The organism is Aeromonas intestinalis (assembly GCF_054052485.1).
Genome location: NZ_JBSTYK010000008.1, coordinates 218812 through 236783 on the forward strand (window position 1 = coordinate 218812; position 17972 = coordinate 236783).

21 protein-coding genes and 2 rRNA genes are annotated in these 17972 nt (G+C 59.4%); 8 read left to right on the top strand and 15 right to left on the bottom strand.

The window, feature by feature from the left end:
• Positions 1-6 precede the first annotated feature (6 nt).
• The 10 genes from npr to ACW5W7_RS12665 all read right to left on the bottom strand — a co-directional run bounded on the left by npr (position 7) and on the right by ACW5W7_RS12665 (position 6816).
• A complete protein-coding gene (gene npr, locus ACW5W7_RS12620; protein ID WP_349920775.1) occupies positions 7-279 on the bottom strand; it encodes a PTS phosphocarrier protein NPr in 273 nt (90 codons plus the stop codon).
• 20 nt (positions 280-299) lie between these two features.
• Positions 300-1166, bottom strand: a complete 867-nt coding sequence (gene rapZ / locus ACW5W7_RS12625; protein WP_456501934.1) for an RNase adapter RapZ — start codon at positions 1164-1166, stop codon at positions 300-302.
• 40 nt (positions 1167-1206) lie between these two features.
• Positions 1207-1653: a PTS IIA-like nitrogen regulatory protein PtsN gene (gene ptsN, locus ACW5W7_RS12630; protein ID WP_349920773.1), complete on the bottom strand. Its 447-nt coding sequence runs from the start codon at positions 1651-1653 to the stop codon at positions 1207-1209.
• Between the two features lie 2 nt (positions 1654-1655).
• Positions 1656-1943, bottom strand: a complete 288-nt coding sequence (hpf, locus tag ACW5W7_RS12635) for a ribosome hibernation promoting factor (protein ID WP_042001473.1) — start codon at positions 1941-1943, stop codon at positions 1656-1658.
• Positions 1944-1963: 20 nt separating this feature from the next.
• On the bottom strand, positions 1964-3403 hold the full coding sequence (locus ACW5W7_RS12640; RefSeq protein WP_349920772.1) for an RNA polymerase factor sigma-54: 1440 nt from the start codon (positions 3401-3403) through the stop codon (positions 1964-1966).
• 66 nt (positions 3404-3469) lie between these two features.
• The gene (lptB, locus tag ACW5W7_RS12645; RefSeq protein ID WP_033132290.1) at positions 3470-4195 is read right to left on the bottom strand and encodes an LPS export ABC transporter ATP-binding protein; all 726 of its coding nucleotides are present in this window, start codon (positions 4193-4195) and stop codon (positions 3470-3472) included.
• Positions 4196-4207: 12 nt separating this feature from the next.
• Complete coding sequence (gene lptA / locus ACW5W7_RS12650; protein ID WP_456501950.1) at positions 4208-4726, bottom strand: lipopolysaccharide transport periplasmic protein LptA; 519 nt, start codon at positions 4724-4726, stop codon at positions 4208-4210.
• Positions 4713-5270, bottom strand: coding sequence for an LPS export ABC transporter periplasmic protein LptC (gene lptC, locus ACW5W7_RS12655; RefSeq protein WP_456501935.1), 558 nt, complete (start codon positions 5268-5270; stop codon positions 4713-4715). The genes lptA and lptC overlap by 14 nt, the downstream gene beginning before the upstream one ends.
• Complete coding sequence (kdsC, locus tag ACW5W7_RS12660; protein WP_349920770.1) at positions 5267-5821, bottom strand: 3-deoxy-manno-octulosonate-8-phosphatase KdsC; 555 nt, start codon at positions 5819-5821, stop codon at positions 5267-5269. Before kdsC ends, lptC begins: the two co-directional genes overlap by 4 nt.
• Positions 5821-6816, bottom strand: a complete 996-nt coding sequence (locus ACW5W7_RS12665; protein WP_456501936.1) for a KpsF/GutQ family sugar-phosphate isomerase — start codon at positions 6814-6816, stop codon at positions 5821-5823. The genes kdsC and ACW5W7_RS12665 overlap by 1 nt, the downstream gene beginning before the upstream one ends.
• 206 nt (positions 6817-7022) lie before the next feature.
• Between ACW5W7_RS12665 and mlaF the strand changes: the two genes are divergently transcribed.
• The 7 genes from mlaF to murA are packed head-to-tail and all read left to right on the top strand — an operon-like array spanning position 7023 to position 11552.
• Positions 7023-7823: a phospholipid ABC transporter ATP-binding protein MlaF gene (mlaF, locus tag ACW5W7_RS12670; RefSeq protein ID WP_456501937.1), complete on the top strand. Its 801-nt coding sequence runs from the start codon at positions 7023-7025 to the stop codon at positions 7821-7823.
• Complete coding sequence (mlaE, locus tag ACW5W7_RS12675; RefSeq protein ID WP_456501938.1) at positions 7823-8602, top strand: lipid asymmetry maintenance ABC transporter permease subunit MlaE; 780 nt, start codon at positions 7823-7825, stop codon at positions 8600-8602. The genes mlaF and mlaE overlap by 1 nt, the downstream gene beginning before the upstream one ends.
• Before the next feature lie 7 nt (positions 8603-8609).
• Complete coding sequence (gene mlaD, locus ACW5W7_RS12680) at positions 8610-9110, top strand: outer membrane lipid asymmetry maintenance protein MlaD (RefSeq protein WP_349920766.1); 501 nt, start codon at positions 8610-8612, stop codon at positions 9108-9110.
• Between the two features lie 2 nt (positions 9111-9112).
• Positions 9113-9751 (top strand): phospholipid-binding protein MlaC, encoded by a 639-nt coding sequence (mlaC, locus tag ACW5W7_RS12685; RefSeq protein WP_456501939.1) that lies wholly within the window; start codon positions 9113-9115, stop codon positions 9749-9751.
• Positions 9748-10020, top strand: coding sequence for an STAS domain-containing protein (locus ACW5W7_RS12690; RefSeq protein WP_349920764.1), 273 nt, complete (start codon positions 9748-9750; stop codon positions 10018-10020). The genes mlaC and ACW5W7_RS12690 overlap by 4 nt, the downstream gene beginning before the upstream one ends.
• Positions 10020-10277 (top strand): BolA family iron metabolism protein IbaG, encoded by a 258-nt coding sequence (gene ibaG, locus ACW5W7_RS12695; protein WP_005306001.1) that lies wholly within the window; start codon positions 10020-10022, stop codon positions 10275-10277. Before ACW5W7_RS12690 ends, ibaG begins: the two co-directional genes overlap by 1 nt.
• A gap of 18 nt (positions 10278-10295) precedes the next feature.
• Entirely contained in the window at positions 10296-11552 is a 1257-nt protein-coding gene (gene murA / locus ACW5W7_RS12700; protein ID WP_434665301.1) for a UDP-N-acetylglucosamine 1-carboxyvinyltransferase, read from the top strand.
• An 86-nt stretch (positions 11553-11638) separates the two neighbouring features.
• Here murA and pmbA read toward each other — a convergent pair whose 3' ends face one another.
• Entirely contained in the window at positions 11639-12982 is a 1344-nt protein-coding gene (pmbA, locus tag ACW5W7_RS12705) for a metalloprotease PmbA (protein ID WP_456501940.1), read from the bottom strand.
• Positions 12983-13094: 112 nt separating this feature from the next.
• Between pmbA and yjgA the strand changes: the two genes are divergently transcribed.
• The gene (yjgA, locus tag ACW5W7_RS12710) at positions 13095-13619 is read left to right on the top strand and encodes a ribosome biogenesis factor YjgA (RefSeq protein ID WP_434665295.1); all 525 of its coding nucleotides are present in this window, start codon (positions 13095-13097) and stop codon (positions 13617-13619) included.
• A 93-nt stretch (positions 13620-13712) separates the two neighbouring features.
• Here the strand turns inward: yjgA and ACW5W7_RS12715 are convergent, their stop codons facing one another.
• The 4 genes from ACW5W7_RS12715 to ACW5W7_RS12730 all read right to left on the bottom strand — a co-directional run.
• Positions 13713-16796 carry a transglycosylase domain-containing protein gene (locus ACW5W7_RS12715; RefSeq protein WP_456501941.1) on the bottom strand — a complete coding sequence of 1028 codons (3084 nt, stop codon included), beginning with the start codon at positions 16794-16796 and terminating at the stop codon, positions 13713-13715.
• Positions 16797-17009: 213 nt separating this feature from the next.
• Positions 17010-17327, bottom strand: coding sequence for a PTS system regulator TmaR (gene tmaR / locus ACW5W7_RS12720; RefSeq protein WP_349920759.1), 318 nt, complete (start codon positions 17325-17327; stop codon positions 17010-17012).
• A gap of 270 nt (positions 17328-17597) precedes the next feature.
• Positions 17598-17712, bottom strand: a 5S ribosomal RNA gene (gene rrf / locus ACW5W7_RS12725).
• Between the two features lie 122 nt (positions 17713-17834).
• Positions 17835-17972, bottom strand: a 23S ribosomal RNA gene (locus ACW5W7_RS12730); the annotation flags it as partial.

Below are 17972 nucleotides of genomic sequence, written 5' to 3' on the forward strand. Positions count from 1 at the left end.
GGGCGCCTACTCTTCGTTGAAGCCCGAGGTGAACAGCGCCACCACCGCGGCCAGGGCTTCCGTCTCCTCCGGTCCTTCCACCTGCACTTCAACCTGTTTGCCCTGGGCAGAGTCCAGCATCAGCAGGCCGATCACGCTGTCCGCGTCGGCCTCGACCCCGTCTTCGTTGCGCAGCAGGACATGGGCATCGAAGCCCTGTACCAGTTCGAACAGCATCATGGCCGGTCTGGCATGGATGCCCAGCTTGTTTTTGACTTCTACCGAGGCGGAAACGGTCATCTGTGCATCCTTCTGAGCTGTCAGACCTGCGCCGAGCGCTTGTCCAGGGTGCGGTGGCGGATCTGCACGTTCTTGCCGAGCAGGCGAAACGCGCTCGCCAACCGTTCGGCGATGAACACCGAGCGATGCTGGCCACCGGTGCAACCGATCCCCACGGTCACATAGCTGCGGTTGTTTCGCTCCAGATGGGGCAACCAGGTGCCCAGCATGTTCTCGATCTGCTGGATGAACAGCATGACGTCCGTCTGGCTGGAGAGGTAGTTCGCCACAGGTTCATCCCGGCCGGTGAAAGGCTTGAGTTCTGGGATCCAGTGGGGATTTGGCAGAAAACGGGCATCGAACACGAAGTCTGCATCCTTGGGGATGCCGTACTTGAAGCCGAATGATTCAAACACCAGCACCAGCTCGTTCTCTTTCTTGCCGAGCACCCGGGTTTTGATGAGCTCGCTGAGATCGTGAATGCTGAGGTTGGTGGTGTCGATGCGCAGGTCGGCACTGGAAGAGAGGGGCGCCAGCAGGTGGGTCTCCTCCCGGATGGCCTCGTCCAGCGACAGCTTGTTGCGAGAGAGGGGGTGCAACCGGCGACTCTCGCCATAGCGCTTGAGCAGGGTAGTGTTGTCGGCGTCGAAGAAGAAGCTGGAAAACTCCACCCGCCCCTCGCTGCGTACCTGGGCCAGCAGATTCTCCAGCCTATCCGGCTCGGTGGGCAGGTTGCGCACGTCGATGCTGACCGCCAGCTTGTCATACTGACTCTCCACCGAGACGATCAACTGGGGCAACAGATTGACCGGCAGATTGTCTACGCAGTAATACCCCAGATCTTCCAGCACCCGCAGGGCTACCGTCTTGCCGGAGCCCGAGCGACCGCTTACCACGATTAATTGCATCTTGTCCCCCCACGCCAACCTGGCTGTGCCTTGTCCGGCATCAGGCCGAGGTCATGATCTGATAGAGTTCTTCGTCACTGGTCGCCTGACGCAACTGGCGGCAGACGGCCTTGTCACCCAACTTGGATGCCATCAGGGAAAGGGTCTTGAGATGCTGCTTGCACTCGCTTTCCGGCACCAGCAATGCAAAGAGCAGGTCAACCGGTTGATTGTCAATCGAGTCGAAAGGGATGGGTTCGGAGAAGGTCATCAGCACAGCAGTCGGCGCAAAGGCATCGTCAATACGGCCATGCGGAATGGCAATACCGGCACCGATCCCGGTACTGCCCATTTTTTCCCGCGCCAGCAGGCTTTCAAACAACACCTGACGGGAGGTGCCGAGGCGCTCTGCAGCCAGTTCACTGATGATCTCGAGAGCGCGTTTCTTGCTGGTACAGGGGACCGCACTCTTGGTGCAGTCCCGACTCAGTATGTGTTCAAGTTGCATAGTTATTTTTGATTTAATTTATCTTTGTGCTTGATGATCTGTCTGTCCAGTTTATCAAGCAGGGTATCAATCGCAGCATACATGTCGGCATGCTCCGAGTTGGCGAACACCTCACCGCCGCTGACATGCAGCTTGGCTTCGGCAATCTGGTTCAGTTTTTCGACGCTCAACACCACATGCACGTTGTTGATATGGTCAAAGTGACGCTCGAGTTTGGCAAATTTGTTGTTCACATAATCACGCAGAGCTTCGGTAATCTCGACATGGTGTCCGGTCAGGTTAATTTGCATAACGTCTTCCTTTTGTTTGCCTAAACCAGGCGTTTGCGCTGATTGGATGGCGGGATCAACAAGGATTCACGGTACTTTGCGATCGTGCGTCTCGCCACCATAATACCCTGTTCGGCCAGCAAATCCGCGATCTTGCTATCACTAAGCGGCTTGGCGGGGTTTTCCGCCGTCACCAGCTTCTTGATCAAGGCGCGAATAGCGGTCGATGAGCACTCTCCTCCTCCTTCCGTATTCACGTGACTGGAGAAAAAAAACTTCAGTTCAAAGATGCCACGGGGCGTATGCATGTACTTCTGGGTCGTCACCCGCGAGATGGTCGATTCATGCATCTCCACCGCCTCGGCGATGTCGTTGAGCACCATGGGTTTCATGGCCTCTTCCCCATATTCGAAGAATCCCTGCTGCTGCTCGACGATACAGCTGGCCACCTTGAGCAGGGTGTCGTTACGACTCTCCAGGCTCTTGATGAACCACTTCGCTTCCTGCAGGTGGGAGCGGATGAACTGGGTATCCGTGCTGCTGCGCGCGTTGCGGGCCATGGCCGCATAGGTCTCGTTGACGCGAATGCGCGGCGCCGAATCCGGGTTGAGCTCCACCACCCACTTGCTGCCTTTCTTGACCACGGACACGTCCGGGATCACGTATTGGGATTCGCTCTGGATGACGCCGTTGCCGGGTCTGGGTTCCAGCTGCTGGATAAGGTCCAGCACCTCCTTGAGGTCGCTCTCCTTGAGCCGGGTCTTGCGCGCCAGGGTGCGATAGTCACGATTGCCAAGCAGATCCATGTGCTCGCTGATCACTTCCCGTGCCTCGTTGAGCCAGGGCAGATCGGAGGGATACTGGCCAAGCTGGATCAGCAGGCACTCCTGCACGGAGCGGGCGGCGATGCCGAGCGGATCGAAATGCTGCACCCGCTTGAGCACGGCCTCGACCTCATCCAGTTCCACTTCTACCTCGTCACTGCTGACTGCAGCCTGAATATCCTCGAGAGAAACCGTCAGATAACCGGATTCGTCGATGGCATCGATGATGGCGAGGGCGATGGCGGCATCCAGATCGCTGAACGGCGTCAGCCGCATCTGCCACAACAGATAGTCCTGCAGGTTCTCGGTGGTTTCCCCCTGATAGACGCTCTCCTCTCCATCGTGGATGGGGCCAGCGCTCTGGGCCGTCCCGGCGGAGTAGACCTCGTCCCAGGTGGTATCGACGGGCAGCTCGTCCGGCATCTTGTCCTGCGCCATGGCGTCACTGGAATCCAGCTGACTGGCATCGGCCACTTCGACCGGACTGGTTTCCTGCGCCTCGCTCTCCTCTTGCTCCAGCAAGGGGTTGTTGTCGAGCGCTTGCTGAATTTCCTGCTGGAGTTCCAGCGTGGAAAGCTGGAGCAGACGAATCGCTTGTTGTAATTGTGGCGTCATGGTCAGGGACTGACCGAGACGCAACTGTAATGTCGGCTTCATCTACGTCGGGATATCCTTATGTTCAGCGAGGCAGTCACCTAACAAAAATGAGGGAATGCCCCCTTACTATAGACTGAATTGATCGCCCAAATAGACGCGCTTGACCTGCTCATCGGCGAGGATATCCACCGGTGCGCCCTCGGCAATCATCTTGCCGTGGCTGACGATATAGGCCTTCTCACACACATCCAGGGTCTCGCGAACGTTGTGATCGGTGATCAGCACACCCAGCCCACGTTCCTTCAGATGCTGGATGATCTTTTTGATATCGATGACAGAAATGGGATCAACCCCTGCAAAAGGCTCATCCAGCAGAATAAATCTCGGCTCTGCCGCCAGCGCCCGGGCGATCTCGACCCGGCGGCGCTCCCCCCCTGACAGGCTCTGACCCAGGCTGTCACGGATGTGGGTGATGTTGAACTCTTCCAGCAGTTGCTCGACCTTGTCCTCCCGCTCCTCGCTGCTCAATCCCTTGCGGGTCTGCATGACCCCCATCAGGTTGTCGAACACCGACAGACGGCGGAAGATGGAGGCTTCCTGAGGCAGGTAACCGATGCCGTTGCGCGCACGGATGTGCATGGGCTGCAGGCTGATATCCTGATCGTCGATGGTGATGAGCCCGGCATCCCGCTGCACCAGCCCCACTATCATGTAGAAGGAGGTGGTCTTGCCAGCTCCGTTCGGGCCAAGCAGCCCCACGATCTGGCCGGTGCCCACTTCCAGGCTGACGTCACTGACCACCATGCGACGCTTGTAGCTCTTCTGCAAGCCCACTGCTTTTAACACTGCCATGACTGTTGTTTCCTACTTCTTCTGTTCGGCGGGCTTGTCGAAATTCTCGACCTGATCCGGCAGGAACACCGTCTTGACGCGCTGGGTCGGCCCCTTGCTCTCGGCGATCATTTTCTGTTTGACGATGTCGTAGCGGATGAGGTCGCCATTGACCTGGCTGTCTTCCTGCTTGAGCTGGCCGTTGCCGGTGATGGTCACCAGACGGTTCTTCAGCTCGTAACGGATGCTGTTGCCATGGGCGTTGACCGGCTTGCCGTTGTCCAGGATCTGGAAGAAGGTGGCCGGGCTGCCATAGGCGGTCATCACCTCGGCACCCTTCTCGCCGGAGCGGATCACCACCACCTTGTCGGCCTTAATCTTGATGGTGCCCTGGGTGATGATGACGTCTTCGCTGAAGGTGACACGGTTGTCCTGCATCTCGGCCACCTGCTTGACCGCGTCCACATAGACCTTTTCGGTGAAGTCGGACTCTTTGGCGTTGGCCGCGCCGCACAGCAGCAGGGCCACGAAGACCAGATTAGCGTTTTTCATTGAAATAAATGGCATGGCCTTTATCCAGTAATTCGAAATATTTACGTTCCAGGTGACCCTTGAGGCCTACGCCCTCGGTCTGGAATTCCTGGCCCTGAATGCGGATGTGCTGGTTGCTTCTCACGTCCTGAGTCACCATGTCCATCTCCAGATACTGGGTATCCATGCTGGAGATGAAGGAGGTCGGCAACAGGCCATCCAGATGCACCTTGTCCCGCAGGATCACGTTGTCATCGGTATTGAGTACGCCGGTCTCCGCCGTCACCTTCCACTCGGCCTCACCCTTGTCGTCGTACAGGTAGATGACCGGCTTGTTGAAGGTCGCCTGCTCGAGGATCTGGAAATACTCGGCAAACTCCGACTCCAGCCGCTCGGTCCGCTTGCCCTGCTCGTCAAAGCGGGTGGTGACCAGATTCCTGGCGGTGAAATCGGGCTGATAATTCTCTACCTTGGTGATGGAATCCGGGGCCAAGTCGATGTCACCCAGCTGCCAGGCAGCCAATGCCGCCAGGAAAAGCAGGAAGAACAGAATAGTCTGCTTCATCGCGACGCCTCGGGCAACTCATCGGCGAGCCCCTGGGCTTGCAGGATCAGATCGCACACCTCCCGCACCGCCCCGACGCCCCCCCCCAGCCGGGTGACCAGGTCGGCACAGGCCAATACCCGCGGGTGAGCATCTGCCACTGCGATGCCGAGGCCACAGGCCTGCATCACCGGCAGATCGATGGTGTCATCCCCCATATAGGCCGCCTGGGAGGCATCGAGCCCCAGCTTGGCCAGCAGGGCCTCGAAATGGGGCAGCTTCTGATCCGCCCCCTGCACCAGGTGCTGCACCCCCAGGCTCTTCATCCGATCGCTGACGATGCGGGAATTGCGCCCGGTGATGATGGCAATCTCCAGCCCGGCATTGAGCAGGGCACGCATGCCTGCCCCGTCCCGGGTGCAGAAGGTCTTCAGCTCTTCGCCGTTATTTCCCATGTAGATGAAGCCGTTGGAGAGCACCCCGTCCACATCGCACACCAGCAGGCGGATCTGCGCCGCCTTCTCGAACTGGCTGCGCGTCACCGGACCATAGAGGGTCGGTACATCTTGCATCAAATCACCCCGGCTTTCAGCAGGTCGTGCATGTTGAAGGCACCCAGCGGCCGCCGCTCCCCATCCACCACCAGCAATCCGTTAATCTTTCTGGTTTCCATCAGCTTGACGGCCTCGGCCGCCATCATCTCTGGCCCTACGGTAACACAGTTGACCGTCATCACCTTGGCGATAGAGGTGTGATGGATGTCCACCTGCAAATCCAGGATCCGGCGCAGGTCGCCATCGGTGAAGAGACCGGCCAGCAGGCCCAGCTCATCCACCACCGCCGTCATGCCGAGCCCCTTGCGGCTCACTTCCAGCAGGGCCTGGCTGATGGTGGCATCGATCCCGACCTTGGGCAACAGCTCGCCACCGTGCATCAGATCGCCGACCCGCAGCAGCAGCCGCTTGCCGAGGGAACCGCCCGGATGAGACAGCGCGAAGTCGTCGGCGGTGAAGCCGCGGGCCTCCAGCAAGGCCACCGCCAGGGCATCTCCCATCACCAGGGTCGCCGTGGTGCTGGACGTGGGGGCCAGACCGAGGGGGCAGGCCTCCTGCTCGACCCGGATGCACAGGTGCACGTTGGCTTCCTTGGCCATGGTCGAGGCCGGGTTGCCGGTCATGCAGATGAGCGGAATGCCGCGACGCTTGAGTACCGGCAGCAGGGCCAGGATCTCGTCGCTCTCGCCGGAGTTGGAGATGGCGATGATGAGATCCCCGGCGGAGATCATCCCGAGATCGCCGTGGCTGGCCTCACCCGGGTGCAGAAAGAAGGCGGGCGTGCCCGTGCTGGCCAGGGTCGCGGCTATCTTGTTGCCCACATGACCCGACTTGCCCATGCCGGTGACCACTATCTTGCCGCCGCAGCGCAGCACCATCTCGCACGCCTTCACGAAGTGCTCGTCGAGGTACTGGTAGAGTCCATCAATCGCTTGTTTTTCAATGTCCAGCACCGCACGGGCACTGCGACGAAAATCGAACAGTTCAGACACTTTTTCAGACTTTACAGACATAAAGGCACGGCTCCGGACCGAAATTTGCTGCGGGATTATAAAAAAGTCTGCCGAGATAAGCGAATCGGATGCGGGGTACCCACTTGCTGACGCACCTTGTTACATAAAACTGTCGCGTTTTTGGGGCCGATCTGCGCTCAATAGTTGTTCCTTGATGTTGCTTAGACCTAGACTAGCCCATAAAATTCGCTCTTCTTTTATACCGGATGGACAATTGTTTGAACAATGACCTGATCACCATCTCCGACCTGACTTTCAGCCACGGAGACAGGCTGCTGTATGACGGGATCAATCTGACCATTCCCCGTGGCAAGGTCACTGCCGTCATGGGGCCGAGCGGCATCGGCAAGACCACCTTGCTGCGGCTGATCGGTGGCCAGTTGAAACCGGAATCGGGTCATATCCTGTTTGACGGGGAGGACATCCCCACCCTCTCCCGCTCCCGTCTCTACGAGGTGCGCAAGCGGATGAGCATGCTGTTTCAGAGTGGCGCCCTGTTCACCGGCATGACAGTGTTTGACAACGTGGCGTTTCCGCTGCGGGAGCATTCCGGCCTGCCGGAGGAGCTGATCCACACCATCGTCATGATGAAGCTGCAGGCGGTGGGACTGCGTGGCGCCGCCAAACTGATGCCTTCCGAGCTTTCCGGTGGCATGGCCCGCCGCGCCGCCCTGGCCCGTGCCATCGCCCTGGATCCGGACCTCATCATGTATGACGAGCCCTTCGTGGGTCAGGATCCCATCACCATGGCGGTGCTGGTCAAGCTGATCAAGGAGCTGAACGATGCCCTCGGCATCACCTCCGTCATCGTCACCCACGACGTAAAAGAGGTGCTCGGTATCGCTGACTACGCCTATATCATCGCCAATCGCAAGGTGGTGGCACACGGCACCCCGGCGCAGCTGCGCGAGGAGCGCAATCCCGAGGTCGAGCAGTTCCTGCGTGGATTGCCTGACGGTCCTGTTCCGTTTCATTTTCCGGCAGGCGACCTGCTACAGGATCTGTGATGTTGATAAGCCAAGTAAGCAAGTTGGGTCGGGTCGGTGTGCGTTTCATCAGCGCCATCGGCCGTGCGACTATCATGCTGTTTCATGCCCTGGCCGGTCGCCCCCAGCCACGCAAGCACTTCCCGCTGCTGATCCAGCAGCTCTATGTGGTGGGGGTGCAATCCGTCGCCATCATCTTGGTGTCCGGCCTCTTCATCGGCATGGTGCTCTCGTTGCAGGGCTATAACGTATTGAAGGATTTCGGCGCCGAGCAGAGTCTGGGACCCCTGGTCTCCCTCTCGCTGCTGCGCGAACTCGGCCCCGTGGTCACCGCCCTGCTGTTCGCCGGTCGGGCCGGCTCCGCCCTGACCGCCGAGATCGGCCTGATGAAGGCCACCGAACAGCTCTCGAGCCTCGAGATGATGGCGGTGGATCCCCTGCGCCGGGTGGTGGCCCCCCGTTTCTGGGCCGGGGTCATCAGCATGCCGTTGCTGGCCTTCATGTTCAGCCTGATCGGCATCTTCGGTGGCAAACTGGTCGGGGTCGACTTGCTGGGGGTGGACGAGGGCAGTTTCTGGTCCGCCATGCAGGCATCCGTCGACTGGCAGGATGACATCATGCAGGGGGCCATCAAGAGCGTGATCTTCGCGCTGGTCGTCACCTGGATTGCGCTTTTCAATGGCTATGATGCCAAGCCGACCTCGGCCGGGATCAGTCAGGCGACCACCCGAACCGTGGTCCACTCATCCCTGGCCGTGCTCGGTCTGGATTTTATACTCACCGCAGTCATGTTTGGATAAGGTAAAGATGAAGTTCAGCAAAGTAGAATTCCTGGTTGGCGCCTTCATGCTGGCTGGCATCGCAGCCATTCTGGCATTGGCCCTGCAAGTGGCGGGTTTGAGTTTCAAACCGGAAGGAGAGACCTATACCCTGCGCGCCCATTTCGATAATATCGGCGGCCTGAAAGTACGCTCGCCGGTCAAGGTCGGCGGTGTCGTCGTCGGTCGGGTCAGCAGCATCGAGCTGGATGCCAAGACCCAGGTGCCCGTCGTCTCCCTGCTGATGCAAAAAGAGGCCGGTGAGTTTGCCGATACCAGCACTCTCTCCATCCTGACTTCCGGCCTGCTCGGCGAGCAGTACATCGGCCTGGCACCGGGTTTCAGCGATGAAGACATGGGCACCAGCATGCTCAAGGATGGCGACATGATCGCAGACACCAAATCAGCCATAGTGCTGGAAGATCTGATTGGCAAATTCCTCTACAGCCAGTCGTCTCCGGCCACCAATCCGCCTGCAAGCAAGGAGTAACCATGTTCAAGAAGATCGCCCTGTTGCTGGGCCTGATGACCAGCATGCTGTTTTCCGTGACCACTCAGGCCGCAGGGGCCAATGCCACGGATCCTTACGCCCTGGTGGATCAAGCCGCCAAGCAGACCTTTGCCCGTCTCAAGGCCGATCAGGCTCAGATCAAGAGCAACCCGGATCACCTGAGGGTCATCATCCGCGAGGAGCTGCTGCCCTACGTGGACAACCGCTTCGCCGCCTACAAGGTGCTCGGCAACCAGATCAAGGAAACCACCCCGGCCCAGCGTGATGCCTTCGTCGAGGTGTTCACCGAATACATGGTGAGTTCCTACGCCGATGCCCTCGCCCACTTCGACAAGCAAACCGTCAAGGTGCAGCCGGGCAAGGCCGTGGGTGACAACAACATCACCGCCGTCAACGTCAGCGTGACCGAGGCCGGCAAGCCGGATATCTTCCTCGAGTTCAAGCTGCGCAAGAACAACAAGACCGGCGAGTGGAAGGCCTTTGACATGGTCGCCGAAGGGATCAGCCTGCTCTCTGCCAAGCAGAACGAGCTCGGTGGCCTCATTCGCCAGAACGGCATCGATGCGGTGATCGCCCAGTTGCGCGAGCACAACGCCAAGCCGCTGGTCATCAAGTCATGACGCTCGCGGGCGAGCTGCAGGCCCCACAGGTGATTGCCCTGTGGCAGCGCCGTGCCGAGTGGTGGCAGGAAGATACGCTCGCCCTCGACGAGATCACCACCCTGGACTCCGCCGGACTCGCGCTTCTGGTCAAATGGGCCAAGGCCGTGCTGGCCCGGGGCGCTACGCCGACACTGGTGGGCGCCTCCGACGATTTCTTTACCTTGGCCAACCTGTACGGGGTGGCCAATTTGTTTCAATCAACCCCGCTCACAACTGAGGACGCATAATGCAAGTCTCTGAAATTGAAGCGATACTCCTTGAGGCCTTGCCATTGTCCGAAGTCCATGTCAAAGGGGACGGTAGTCACTATCAGGTGATCGCCGTCGGTGACATGTTTGACGGCATGAGCCGGGTCAAGAAGCAGCAGGCCATCTATGCCCCGCTGATGGACAAGATCGCCAGCAATGCCATCCACGCTCTCTCCATCAAGGCTTTTACCGATGCCGAATGGAAACGCGAACGTAAATTCCTATTGCCCTCCTGATTTGGTAACGAAGTAAAAATGGACAAATTCAAGATCACCGGCCCCTGCACCCTTTCCGGTGAAGTGACCATCTCCGGCGCCAAGAACGCCGCCCTGCCGATCCTGTTCGCCACCCTGCTGTGTGATGAGGAGATCCAGCTATCCAACGTACCGCGCCTGAAAGACGTGGGTACCACCCTCAAGCTGCTGGAGATGCTGGGCGCCAGCACCAAGGTCAACGGCAACGTGACCGTGCTGACCGGTGCCGTGAACAACCACGTCGCTCCCTACGAGCTGGTGAAAACCATGCGCGCCTCCATCCTGGCGCTGGGTCCGCTGGCGGCCCGCTTCGGGGCGGCTGACGTCTCCCTTCCCGGTGGCTGCGCCATCGGTGCCCGTCCGGTCAATCTGCATGTCCACGGCCTGGAGCTGATGGGCGCCAAGATCGCCATCGAGGATGGTTATATCAAGGCCCGCGTCGATGGTCGCCTCAAGGGTGCCCATATCCTGATGGACATGATCTCCGTCACCGGTACCGAGAACCTGATGATGGCCGCCACCCTGGCAGATGGCCGCACCGTGATCGAGAACGCCGCCCGTGAACCGGAAGTCGTGGATCTGGCCAACTTCCTCAACGCGCTCGGAGCTAACATTCAGGGCGCGGGTACCGACACCCTGACCATCGACGGGGTCGAGCGTCTGCATGGCGGCAGCTACAGCGTGCAGCCCGATCGTATCGAGACCGGAACCTTCCTGGTGGGCGCCGCCGTCACCGGTGGCAAGATCACCTGCCGCAAGACGGATCCTGCCCTGCTGGAAGCCGTACTGGTCAAACTGGAAGAGGCAGGCGCCCTGATCGAGAAAGGTGAAGACTGGATCAGCCTGGACATGACCGGCCGTACCCTCAAGCCGGTCACCATCAAGACGGCCCCCTACCCGGCCTTCCCGACCGACATGCAGGCCCAGTTCACCGTGCTGAACGCGGTCGCCAAGGGCACCGGCATGGTCACCGAGACCATCTTCGAGAACCGCTTCATGCACGTGCCGGAACTGGTGCGTATGGGCGCGGACATCGAGCTGCAGGGCAATGTCGCCATCTGCCGCGACACCGAGCAGCTCAAGGGTGCCCAGGTGATGGCCACCGATCTGCGCGCCTCCGCCAGCCTGGTACTGGCCGGCTTCGTCGCAGAAGGCACCACCATGGTCGAGCGCATCTATCACATCGACCGTGGCTATGAAGACATCGAGCACAAGCTGCAAGGCCTGAGTGGCCGCATCGAGCGCATCAAGGAGTAAGTTCGACTCCCGGCTCGGAACATAGAAAAGGCCCCCTCACAAGAGGGGGCCTTTTTCATCGCATCGGCTTGGGGCTGAAAGGGGGATCAGTGGCCCGCCAGCTTCATCTGCTCGACCAGTACGGAGCCGGTTCGCAGGCTGGAACGCTCATCCACGTCGGTCCCCACCGCCACCATGGAGCGGAACATATCGGCCAGATTGCCAGCGATGGTGATCTCTTCTACCGGATAGGCAATCTCACCATTTTCCACCCAGAAACCGGCGGCGCCACGGGAGTAGTCACCATTGACGATATTGACGCCCTGCCCCATCAGCTCGGTCACCAGCAGGCCGGTGCCCATCTCCCTGAGCATGCCCTGGAAGTCCTGCCCCGTGTTCGACACCTGCCAGTTGTGGATGCCACCGGCATGGCCCGTGGTGGTCAGCCCCAGCTTGCGGGCCGAATAGGAGGTGAGCAGCCAGCTCATCAGGCGGCCGTCACGGACGATGTCCATGTCTGTGGTACGCACCCCCTCCCCGTCGAACGGCGTGCTCGCGAGCCCCCCCAGCAGGTGCGGGAACTCCTGGATGTTGAGCCACTGCGGCAACACCTGCTCACCGAGTTTGTCCAGCAGGAAGCTCGACTTGCGATAGAGGTTGCCACCGCTGATGGCCATCACCAGATGGCCCCAGAGACCGGCGGCGGTATCGGGGTGGAACAGCACGGGCGCCTGGCGGGTGCTGATCTTGCGGGCACCGAGGCGAGAGAGGGTACGCGCCACCGCCTCGTCGGCAATGCGCTGGGGGCTCCAGAGCCCGTCTAGGGTACGGCTGGAGGAGTAGCCGTAGTCCCGCTGCATGTCGCCATCCTGCTCGCCGATCAACACGCAGCTCAGGGAGTTGCGGGACGCCGCATAGCCTTTGACGAAACCGTGGCTGTTGCCATAGACCTTGACCCCCAGATGGCTGGAGAAGCTGCCACCGTCGGAGTGCTTGATGCGGGCATCGCGCCCCAGCGCCAGCCGCTCGCACTCGATGGCCAGCTCTATGCCCTGTTGCGGATCCAGCAAGGTAGAATGGCACAGTTGCAGATCCGGAGCGTCCCAGGCCAGCAGTTCCGCATCGGCGAGGCCGGCACAGTCATCGGGGGAGGTGTGACGGGCAATCTCCATCGCCGCCTCGACGGCGGCACGAATGGCGGCCTTCCCGAGATCCGTGGTGGACGAGGAGCCCTTGCAGCCATCCCGATAGACGGCGATGCCGAGCGCCCCATCCTTGTTGAATTCGATGCTTTCCAGCTCGCAGCCCCGGGTATTCACCGACAGACCGGTCTGCTTGCTGATGGATACTTCGGCAAGCCCGGCACCCAGCCCTTTGGCGATCTCCAGTGCCTCGGCCACCACGGCCTCGAGGTGGGCTTGATCCTGGCGAATTTGATCTAGCTGGTCCATAACTCACATCTGTATGAAGAAAGGAAAGGGGCTAAGCATATCAGACCCCTGCGCCCAGCGGGAGAAGCTGGTAACATATCCACCAACGTGAATGACAGGAATCAAGAGACCGATGAGTCAGTATCAAGACGACAACGAACTGGACGATTGGGGTCCCAGCAAGAGCCAGCTCAAGCGCGATGCCGAAGCGCTGCAGAAGATGGGGGAAGAGATCGTCTCCCTCAGCCACAGCGAACTGGAGAAGCTCCCGCTGGACGAAGAACTGGCAGAAGCCGTCGAGCTGGGTCGCAAACTCAAACCCAAGAAGGATGAATCCTTCCGCCGCCACCTGCAGTTCATCGGCCGACTGATGCGCAGCCGGGACATCGAGCCCATCGCCGAGGCACTCACCATCATCAAGATGCGTCACTCTACCGTGAATGCCCGTCTGCACCGGCTGGAGCAGTGGCGCGAGCGGCTGATCAGCGAGGGAGACAGCGCCCTCAACGAGCTGATGGCCCAGTTCCATGATCTGGATCGCCAGAAGCTGCGCCAGCTGATCCGTACCGCCAACAAGGAGCGGGAGCTGAACAAGCCGCCGGTGGCCTTCCGCGAGATGTACCAGTACCTGCGCGGCGAGATCGAAGATCAGCTGTGAGTGATGACTCACCTGCGCCGACCCGGAGTCGTCGCCGACTGATAAAAAACGGGGCCAAACTGGCCCCGTTTTTTTATCTTCTGAACACAGACATCAGCTGCCTGCCATGCACTGGGTATGGGTCCCTGGCTGCAGATAGGGCATCAGCAGCGGTGCCATCCCCTTGAGCACCTGTACCGGCAGCGCCGAGGTGAAGCGGAACTTGTCGGACTGGCTGCCCGGCACGTAGGCCGTCAGGGTGCCGAAGTGATCGCCACCGATGTAGAACACGAAGGTGGCAGTACGGTTACGGGCCAGGGAGCTGGTCACGTTGCCATAGCGGCCCACCGTTTCTATCCGGTTATCCCCGGTTCCCGTCTTGCCCCCCATCGGCAGTATGGTGCCGTCCGGCAGGGCAAAGGCGCCGGCGATGCGCCGTGCCGTGCCCCCTTCCACGACTTTCGACAGGGCATTGCGCAGGGCATTCGCCACCTCGGGCGCCATCACCCGGGTACCCTGCACGTTGGCCGGTTCGAACACGGTGGCAAAGGGGGTATCCTTGGCAAACGACAGGTACTCGATGCGTTGGGTCGGTGCCCTCAGCCCGCCATTCTGGATGATCCCCATCAGCTCGGCCAGGGCCGCCGGTCGGTCACCCGAGCTACCGAGGGCGGTCGCCAGCGACGGCACTAGGTGATCGAATGGATAACCCAGCCTGGCCCAGCGCTGATGGATGTCGAGGAAAGCCTCGACCTCCAGCATGGTGCGGATCCGGGTATCCCGGGCGCTGCGATGCCGGGTCTTGAACAGCCAGCTGTAGACCTCCTGGCGTTCGTCGCGACTGGCCGCCACCGCGTCGGCAAAGGTCGCCTTGTCGAACTCCTTGAGGTAGGAGAGCAGCCACAGCTCCAGCGGGTGTACCCGCGCGATATAGCCCTGATCCGGCAGTGAATACTTACCTGGCCCATAGCTGGTATAGAGCTGTTCTATCCGTTTCTCCATCAATTTCTCCCGCGGCAGCCGCTTGGCAAGGAAGGCCGCAAAGTCTGTCTGGGAGGCTTCCGGCATCAGATAGCGATGAACAGCAGCGAGACGCACCGCGCTGGGCTTCAGGCCATCCAGGAAGGTATCGAGTCGCTCATCCGGAGTCTTGCCCTGATACTTGCGCCAGAAGCGCAGCAGATAGGTCTGCCCTTCCTTGTCGGCGAACCTTGCAAGGTATTCGGTACGACGTGGATCCTTGTCATCCTTGAGCAACTGGGCGCGATTGCCTTCCTTGTAGAGGCTGTAGCGCACTATGTCTCGCATCAGCCGCACGAAGGGCAGGTTGATGGACTCGCGCAGCGCATCCCGGATAGAGGGAATGCGGCCGTTGTCCTCCTTGCGGAAATTGTTGAAGGTGTGCATGCCACCGCCGGTGAAGAAGCCTTCATAGGGGCTGGCGGAGTATTTGCGATCCAGCGCCGCCTCCAGCATGACTGGCAGACTCTTGTCCTTGGCGGTCATCAGATAGCCGATGGCCCAGCGACTGATGTTGTCCTGATTGGAGACTTCGATCTTGCGCAGGTTCTCCGCCGGCATCTCCCCATAGCTGTCGTGCAGCTCGGTGACGATTTCCAGATAGGTGGTCAGCACCCGCAGCTTGGCGGTGGAGCCCAGCTCCAGCTTGCTGCCTTCGTTGATGTCGAACGGCTGATCCGTGTTGTCGGTCTGCACCCGCACCTTCACCCCTTCCGGCGTCTTTTCAAACAGGGTAAAGCTGTACTTCACGTCCCCCGTCTTCTCCGGCGAGAGCAAACGCTCACCAAAAAGACCGACCTGAGACGCGAAAGTGGGATCGGCCAGCTGTTGCAGGTAACGGGAGATCTCGTTTTGCAGCGGCATGTTGAGAGTGGTATCTGCGGTCAGATCCATGCGATCCAGATCGTAGAGCTGTACCCCGAGTTGACGGCTCAGACGGGTACGTGCTACCTGCAGCCCCTTGTTGTTGTTGACCCGCGTGATCGCCGGTGCCAGCAGGAAGTCCCGGAATCCCAGCTTGGCCTTGAGCGCCGATTCCATCAGCGCCGGTGTAATCATTCCCTCCTGCACGAACAGACGCAGGTAGCTATCCGTCAGGGTCGACAGCGCCTCTCGCCCTTGTGCCAGATAGTAGGAGGGGCGGCGATGAGCGATCATCAAGGAGACGACCTGGCGCAGTGCCAACCCCTGTTCGGCAAGGGTGGCATCCTGATTGCGCTCAGGATCCAGCAGACGATTGACTTCATCTACATTGGCACCGAACCAGACCCAGAGCCCGTCCCCCAGACCATGAACCTCGCCGTAGCCCGGCGCAGCGGAGAGCGGTACCGAGTTGAGATAAGCCCAGGCGACCAGCTTGCGTGCCTCCAGGGTCTCCGGGCCCAGCCGGTAGGCACGGACGCTCGCAGAGACCATCTGGCGGATCTTCTCGGTCGGGGAAAGAGTCAGCCCATCCGGGGAGTGGCGATACTTCTCGACCTGGGTCGCCAGCGTACTGCCACCGGCGGATTGATCCTGCATGTCCAGCGCCTTGCCGACTTGTGACAGGGCCGCCTTGCCGAAACGGGGCCAGTCTACCGCCGGGTTGGCCAGCGGCTGCTCATTGCTCAGCAGATCCCGGTTCTCGATGAACAGCAGCGACTGGATCACCAGCGGCGGGATCGAGTTGAAGTCTGGGTAGTAGTGGGTCGGGTATTTGTACTGATAGAAAGGCTCGGCACGGCAGTCATGCAGCGTCAATCCGGCCTGCACCTTCTCGGTATAGGGGACGAAGAAGCCATGGCTGGCATAGTTGTTGAGCGCATCGGAGAAACGGACCTGCTCAGATACCTGATAGCCACGCTGGATGAGCCGCTCCTGGATCATCGGCATCAACACATAGCCGAGCCGCTTGTCGAAGGGGCCGTCATCCGGGAAGATAATCTGCTTGCTGGGACCGGCTTCAAGCTGATAGGTCAGCTTGGCAGCGTAATGAGAGATCTCCTGCGACTGCAGGCGAGAAGTCTTCATCTCATAGCCTACCAAGGCGATGACGACCGCCAGGCACAGCAAGAAGATGAAGCAGAACAGCCAACGCCACCAGGAACGACGTTTACGCTTTTGTTGCCCGTCCGCATGCGGTACGGATGAATCCCGAGATGCCACTGTCTTCAAATCCGTCTGTTTTGATGCGCCCATATCAGCCCCACCATGGTTGCGCAATTTATTGTATTTCATTCAAGCTTAGTCGTTTCAAGTCAAGGGCTTGAAAACTATTGACCGCTTTGAAGAGATGTTAACAGGGCGATTATGAAAATGGGAGTCGATTGTTTCGGTATGCAAAGAGATCCGAGCTGATGCCCAGATGCAAAACACCGGCTACAAGCCGGTGTTTTGAGAAGGTAAATACTCTTACTTGCTGGAGCTCATACCCTTGAGTCTGGTGCTCAACTCTTTGCGCTCCTTGGAGAGCTCGGCATTCTTGATGATGTGATCATCAACCCGCTCTTCGTAATCGGCACGCATGTTGGCGATGATGGCTTGGACATCATCGATGCTCATCCCCGGTTTGATATAGTCACTCAGGTTGTCGAGCAGCAGTACACGTTTCTGGTTGTCACGGATCTTCTTCTCGTTGTCGACGATCTCGCGCTTGAGCTTGTTCTGGCGACGGGACATACGCACATATTCCAACACATCGTTGAAGCTAGACTTGTTTACTTGTTCCATATCGATACCACTGACTGAAGGTGAATGAAAACGGATCGGGTCGAGCTGCACCAGAGGGAAGATGAAAGCATGGTACGGACAGCCCTGAATGCCCCTTACTCTACCGAGTTATGGTGCAGATACAACCCCATCCAGTTCCGCGCGGTACGGTTGTGAGAAAGAAATCAGCAATCCAGCCAGACTGGAGCAGTGAGAAGAAGATAAGAGGGACAGGCATGAATTTCAGCCAATAAAAAGCCCGCTCAGATGAGCGGGCTTCTTCAATTGGGTGCCTGGCAGTGTCCTACTCTCGCATGGCGAATGCCACACTACCATCGGCGCTACCGCGTTTCACTTCTGAGTTCGGCATGGGATCAGGTGGTTCCACGGCGCTATGGCCGCCAGGCAAATTCTTCAATCCGAAAAGCTGACGTGAATAACGACTTAGCTAATATGCTCTGTCGCTATCACTGAATTTGAGTAGTTCATGCACTTGCTACAAGCCTTCGAACACTTCTTGGGTGTTGTATGGTTAAGCCTCACGGGTAATTAGTATGGGTTAGCTCAACACGTCACCGCGCTTACACACCCCACCTATCAACGTTGTGGTCTCCAACGGCCCTTTAGGACCCTCAAGGGGTCAGGGATGACTCATCTCAGGGCTCG

What these genes read in the sequence shown, in the direction of transcription:
- lptA (WP_456501950.1), bottom strand. Translation starts at nt 4,726, where the DNA reads ATGAAAAACGCTAATCTGGTCTTCGTGGCCCTGCTGCTGTGCGGCGCG.
- ACW5W7_RS12715 (WP_456501941.1), bottom strand. Translation starts at nt 16,796, where the DNA reads ATGGGCGCATCAAAACAGACGGATTTGAAGACAGTGGCATCTCGGGAT.
- ACW5W7_RS12690 (WP_349920764.1), top strand. Translation starts at nt 9,748, where the DNA reads ATGACGCTCGCGGGCGAGCTGCAGGCCCCACAGGTGATTGCCCTGTGG.
- ACW5W7_RS12640 (WP_349920772.1), bottom strand. Translation starts at nt 3,403, where the DNA reads ATGAAGCCGACATTACAGTTGCGTCTCGGTCAGTCCCTGACCATGACG.
- murA (WP_434665301.1), top strand. Translation starts at nt 10,296, where the DNA reads ATGGACAAATTCAAGATCACCGGCCCCTGCACCCTTTCCGGTGAAGTG.
- pmbA (WP_456501940.1), bottom strand. Translation starts at nt 12,982, where the DNA reads ATGGACCAGCTAGATCAAATTCGCCAGGATCAAGCCCACCTCGAGGCC.
- rapZ (WP_456501934.1), bottom strand. Translation starts at nt 1,166, where the DNA reads ATGCAATTAATCGTGGTAAGCGGTCGCTCGGGCTCCGGCAAGACGGTA.
- mlaC (WP_456501939.1), top strand. Translation starts at nt 9,113, where the DNA reads ATGTTCAAGAAGATCGCCCTGTTGCTGGGCCTGATGACCAGCATGCTG.
- ACW5W7_RS12665 (WP_456501936.1), bottom strand. Translation starts at nt 6,816, where the DNA reads ATGTCTGTAAAGTCTGAAAAAGTGTCTGAACTGTTCGATTTTCGTCGC.
- lptC (WP_456501935.1), bottom strand. Translation starts at nt 5,270, where the DNA reads ATGAAGCAGACTATTCTGTTCTTCCTGCTTTTCCTGGCGGCATTGGCT.
- mlaE (WP_456501938.1), top strand. Translation starts at nt 7,823, where the DNA reads ATGTTGATAAGCCAAGTAAGCAAGTTGGGTCGGGTCGGTGTGCGTTTC.
- lptB (WP_033132290.1), bottom strand. Translation starts at nt 4,195, where the DNA reads ATGGCAGTGTTAAAAGCAGTGGGCTTGCAGAAGAGCTACAAGCGTCGC.
- mlaF (WP_456501937.1), top strand. Translation starts at nt 7,023, where the DNA reads ATGGACAATTGTTTGAACAATGACCTGATCACCATCTCCGACCTGACT.
- ptsN (WP_349920773.1), bottom strand. Translation starts at nt 1,653, where the DNA reads ATGCAACTTGAACACATACTGAGTCGGGACTGCACCAAGAGTGCGGTC.
- hpf (WP_042001473.1), bottom strand. Translation starts at nt 1,943, where the DNA reads ATGCAAATTAACCTGACCGGACACCATGTCGAGATTACCGAAGCTCTG.
- yjgA (WP_434665295.1), top strand. Translation starts at nt 13,095, where the DNA reads ATGAGTCAGTATCAAGACGACAACGAACTGGACGATTGGGGTCCCAGC.
- tmaR (WP_349920759.1), bottom strand. Translation starts at nt 17,327, where the DNA reads ATGGAACAAGTAAACAAGTCTAGCTTCAACGATGTGTTGGAATATGTG.
- kdsC (WP_349920770.1), bottom strand. Translation starts at nt 5,821, where the DNA reads ATGCAAGATGTACCGACCCTCTATGGTCCGGTGACGCGCAGCCAGTTC.
- mlaD (WP_349920766.1), top strand. Translation starts at nt 8,610, where the DNA reads ATGAAGTTCAGCAAAGTAGAATTCCTGGTTGGCGCCTTCATGCTGGCT.
- ibaG (WP_005306001.1), top strand. Translation starts at nt 10,020, where the DNA reads ATGCAAGTCTCTGAAATTGAAGCGATACTCCTTGAGGCCTTGCCATTG.
- npr (WP_349920775.1), bottom strand. Translation starts at nt 279, where the DNA reads ATGACCGTTTCCGCCTCGGTAGAAGTCAAAAACAAGCTGGGCATCCAT.